The following is a 3802-nucleotide window of genomic DNA, read 5'->3' as shown; positions in this document are numbered from 1 at the left end:
GGTTCAGCAATTCGCCTGGCGCCGTCGGGAAAGCAGTCTTCCACGTGCCCCACAAATCGGGATCACTGAAACGGATAGCGCCGATGACGCCGGGAATCAGCGCGAGTTTCAACTTGCCCGATGACAGGTCTTGCTCGGGCACCAGCACACGGGTGGTGACGTAGCCTTTCGACAGGATCGTTTGCGAGAGGCCCTTCACCAATGTTTCGACGCCCTGTTTGCCAACGCACTGGCCTTGATAGTGTTCTAGCCACTGCCTCGCAAATGCAAAGGGGTCCATCGGCAAGGCCGAAGCGCCAGCCGACTGGAGGTCAGCCGGAAGATCTTGGGGGACTTCCAGTGCGAAGCGGTCAACGTGGAAACAAGGGGTTTCCGTTGGCAGCGGCGGATACTCAGCGCGCGCGATTGCCTCGGCGCGGACTGCGGGCGCGTTAACGACAGCGGCGCGTTCGCGGGCTTCCTGCTGCTGGCGGTTGCGCTGGTCTTGTTCGGCGTTGGTCAGGGCGGCCTGACCGGACGGTGGTACGACCTGCGCCATTAAGGAGGACGACAGACCCGAGAGGCTAACCGCGAAAAACGCGGCAGTGGCAAAGTGCGGCGGTTTGAAGGACATCGGTGTGAAAAGGGCCGGACGGGCTTGCGCACCCGTCGGACTATACGAATGGATATAGCTGGCGGTTACGCTAACCGTCGCAAGCCCGGCCGAAGGCGCGTTGTGTGACGGATGGCAGAGAGAGCATTCAGCGTTTCTTCAGCATTCCTACGCTCAAGGTGCAGTCGGATTGAACCAGTCCGGGTCTACTATGACTCGCTGAAAGAACTCCACAACAGAGTCGCAGATCTTGTCGCCCCACATCCAGTGGACTGCGTTAGGTTGCTCACTTTCAGGACGAACGCATAAGAAGAGTCCAACGTCTCGTTCAAGAAATGGCAGAACATCAGGCTCTATTTCAATGTCAGGATCTGCCCAGGCACATGTTCCACCGATCAACTTTCCCATATCCCAAGGGAATAGAACGTTGTTGTAGGAGAGCCCCTCAATTTTCTTCGAACTTCGCACTGTGCCGACCCCGATTTCCCAATAGAAGGCAGACAACTGCTCAGGAAGGCTATATCCCAGTTCAGACTCTACGTCGCGAAGATCGGCTGGATCGATCCTCCAGAATCCCGACAAATAATGCTCATACGGATCCCCTTCGGTCGCAGCCTGCACCCTTCTATCAATGCGCTTTCCGTTGGAAAGATAAGTCATGAATTCAAACATTTTTCATATACCTTTCTGAAGGGCCATCCGCCCGATGAATCGCCCGATGTTCCGGGGGAAGCGCAGGTGTTATGTTCCACCATTCAGCTGGGCCAGCATTTGTCACTGGAATGACGTGATGTGCGTCCCGTGGAAATGGTTGGGGCTGGTGGCCATCAGGCGCCAGCCAAAATCAGAGCGTCATGGCGTCAGCTAACGAGGCTGAACCGGACTCCCGTTACCTCGCGTGAAATCAGTAGATCCCGGATACGTTCCGAACATACGAGGCCAACCAACCATCCTTTGACCCGGAACAGTTCATGCCCTGCTGCCGCCGCCGGATTAATCCTTAACGTATTGATGCGATAGTCGCCAATCTTTTCCGGGCGACCATCTTCTACCGTCCAGCGTGGGAACAGTGAGAAGTCGGTTCGATCCTCATCTACGCAATCGACGATATCGAGCACGTTGAGAATTTCGTATGGCTCTGCTGCTCCTTCGATATCCACCGGTACCGCTTGCACAGTCCCATCGGGAAGGGCTGCCAACAGCGCATCCATCAAGGTCTTCTTCACAAAGTAATCCCCCAGCCCGCCAAGCGAAAAGGACACAGCTTGACCAGGCTCTCGTACCCGACTGCGCAACCGGTTATTGACGTCCCATGGATGTCCCATGCCAAATCGGCCCGCGACAACCCCCTGACCCGAGTCGTCTACCGGCTGATCCAGGAACCACCGCTCTTGATTGCGGACATCAATGCCAATCTTGTAGAAGTCTTTGTCACTCATTTCTTTGTCACCCAGTCGTTCAGCTTCGTGCCCGGCGTAGAGACCTCGACTCTGATTTTTTCGAGTTCCGAGCGCAGCGCCTGTTCATATGCAGGCGTGTTCTTTGGGAGATTCTGCACAGCACTGAGGCCCCTTGTGGCCGTCAACAAATACTTTGTTCGCTTGATCTTGCAATGACATTCCTGCGCCATTAAGGAGGACGACAGACCCAAGAGGCTAACCGCGAAAAACGCGGCAGTGGCAATGTGCGGCGGCTTGAAGGACATCGGCGTAAAAAAAGGCCGGACGGGGCTTGCGCACCCGTCGGGACATGCTATTGGATAGGACTGGCGGCTAGCCACGCTGCGGGTCGGTGGACTGAAGGCAGTCCAGATCAATCACCAGGTGCTGAAACAACTCCACCAGAAATCAAACATTTGTCGCCGCACATTCGGTACATAGCACTTGGGCTATGCTTTACCGCATCCAAAAAGGAGACTCATCTGGCCCGAGTCCGTCGTATTCTGCTAATGAACGCTTCTTATCGGCGGCGAAGTCTGGTAGATCCGTTTTTACAATCCTGACCGGTTTGTATAGTGCCCAATCCATGAGAAAACCATTAGCGGATTCCACACAATAAGCGAGCCCCTCGAAGTATTTACAAAAAACATCCGAAAGCGTTGGCAATGACCAATTCAATCGTGTTTTGCCAGCTTCGTCGATTAATGAATTTTCATCTAGTGGCGCACTACCCGGCAGGCTACCGAAGACTTCTTGGACGCTCTTCATTAGTCGAATCGCGACCTCTAGTTCTTCTTGTCTCAAATACCGTTTGTACAGCCGGTCCGAGACAATGCTCCAGTCCGCAGCTGGAGACTTCTGTACCACGAAACACTCAATGCAGCGAAAAAAGAAGGCTACATCTGCGGGGTTGCCGAGCTCGAAAATCGAACTACCCCCGTGAAACCCGACGCGCGATGACATTCTAGTTCCTCTTAAATTCAATCGATTCCGGGCTAATTATGCCATTGGACTTCGAAACGATTCCGCGTACGAGGGCACGTTCCTGATCCGCCGACACAGTCTGCCCTCGAACGTCGATGATGATCTGTTGCTCCATACCTGCTGGAAGATTGACGGCCCGGTTGATGGCTTGCTTTGCCACATTATTGATCAGTCCGTTTGCATTTGTGGCAACGTTGTAGTTTTTTACCTCAAAGCTCGCGGATCCGTCATCGGCCACGTGATCCGGACGCACACTCCCCGGCGTGCCATATGGCACCTTTTGTCCATCCTTATAGCTGACCTGAGGACTGTGTCCCGGGCCCAAGTCTGCTCCAACGTCTTTTTCCGATGTTGGAGGTGTCGGCCGAGATACGGAATCTACGACCTTTGTAACTATCGAATCCAAGACACTAGTGAACGCGTTTGAAATCGGCGTAAAAATAATGTCCATCGCACCGGTAGCGAAATCGTTGAGCGGTTGATAGAACGGTTTCGATTGATTGTCTTTGGACTTGTCTGGCGTTCCGGTCAGCGTGGCTTCGCTTGGATCGGCAGGCTTACTCGGAATCTGGAACGGTTTCTGCGGAGTCGCGGACCCCCAAGCCGGAAGTCCGCCACCACTTTGCACAGGAGAGAGCTGATTGTTTTCAATCTCAAAAGTCGCCGCGTTCATCGCTGCAGCAGCATCCCCACCCACCGCCCCCGCAACGCCCGCCACCAAGCTCTGAACCGCGTTCTCGCGTGCCTGCTTCTGCTCGGCGCTCATCCCCTCCGTCGGACTCAGTAG

Annotated in this window: 5 protein-coding genes; all 5 read right to left on the bottom strand. The window is 54.7% G+C overall.

The window, feature by feature from the left end; genetic code table 11:
- Window positions 1-538: POTRA domain-containing protein (locus FFS21_RS31645; protein WP_137928619.1), on the bottom strand; the 538-nt coding region annotated here is incomplete at its 3' end.
- Window positions 539-766: 228 nt separating this feature from the next.
- The gene (locus FFS21_RS31640; protein WP_137928618.1) at window positions 767-1264 is read right to left on the bottom strand and encodes an SMI1/KNR4 family protein; all 498 of its coding nucleotides are present in this window, start codon (window positions 1262-1264) and stop codon (window positions 767-769) included.
- A gap of 188 nt (window positions 1265-1452) precedes the next feature.
- Window positions 1453-2031 (bottom strand): imm11 family protein, encoded by a 579-nt coding sequence (locus FFS21_RS31635; protein WP_137928617.1) that lies wholly within the window; start codon window positions 2029-2031, stop codon window positions 1453-1455.
- 456 nt (window positions 2032-2487) lie between these two features.
- The gene (locus FFS21_RS31630; RefSeq protein WP_137928616.1) at window positions 2488-2994 is read right to left on the bottom strand and encodes a hypothetical protein; all 507 of its coding nucleotides are present in this window, start codon (window positions 2992-2994) and stop codon (window positions 2488-2490) included.
- Window position 2995: 1 nt separating this feature from the next.
- Window positions 2996-3802, bottom strand: an 807-nt coding sequence (locus FFS21_RS32340; RefSeq protein ID WP_249359773.1) for a VENN motif pre-toxin domain-containing protein, incomplete at its 5' end; no start/stop codon positions are given.

Source organism: Cupriavidus sp. 2SB (assembly GCF_005503625.1).
GTDB lineage: Bacteria > Pseudomonadota > Gammaproteobacteria > Burkholderiales > Burkholderiaceae > Cupriavidus.
Note: the sequence above shows the minus strand (reverse complement) of the source record. Positions and strands in the feature narration are given on the sequence as shown.

Coding starts and splice junctions, on each gene's coding strand:
- FFS21_RS31630 (WP_137928616.1), bottom strand. CDS start 2,994: ATGTCATCGCGCGTCGGGTTTCACGGGGGTAGTTCGATTTTCGAGCTC.
- FFS21_RS31640 (WP_137928618.1), bottom strand. CDS start 1,264: ATGTTTGAATTCATGACTTATCTTTCCAACGGAAAGCGCATTGATAGA.
- FFS21_RS31635 (WP_137928617.1), bottom strand. CDS start 2,031: ATGAGTGACAAAGACTTCTACAAGATTGGCATTGATGTCCGCAATCAA.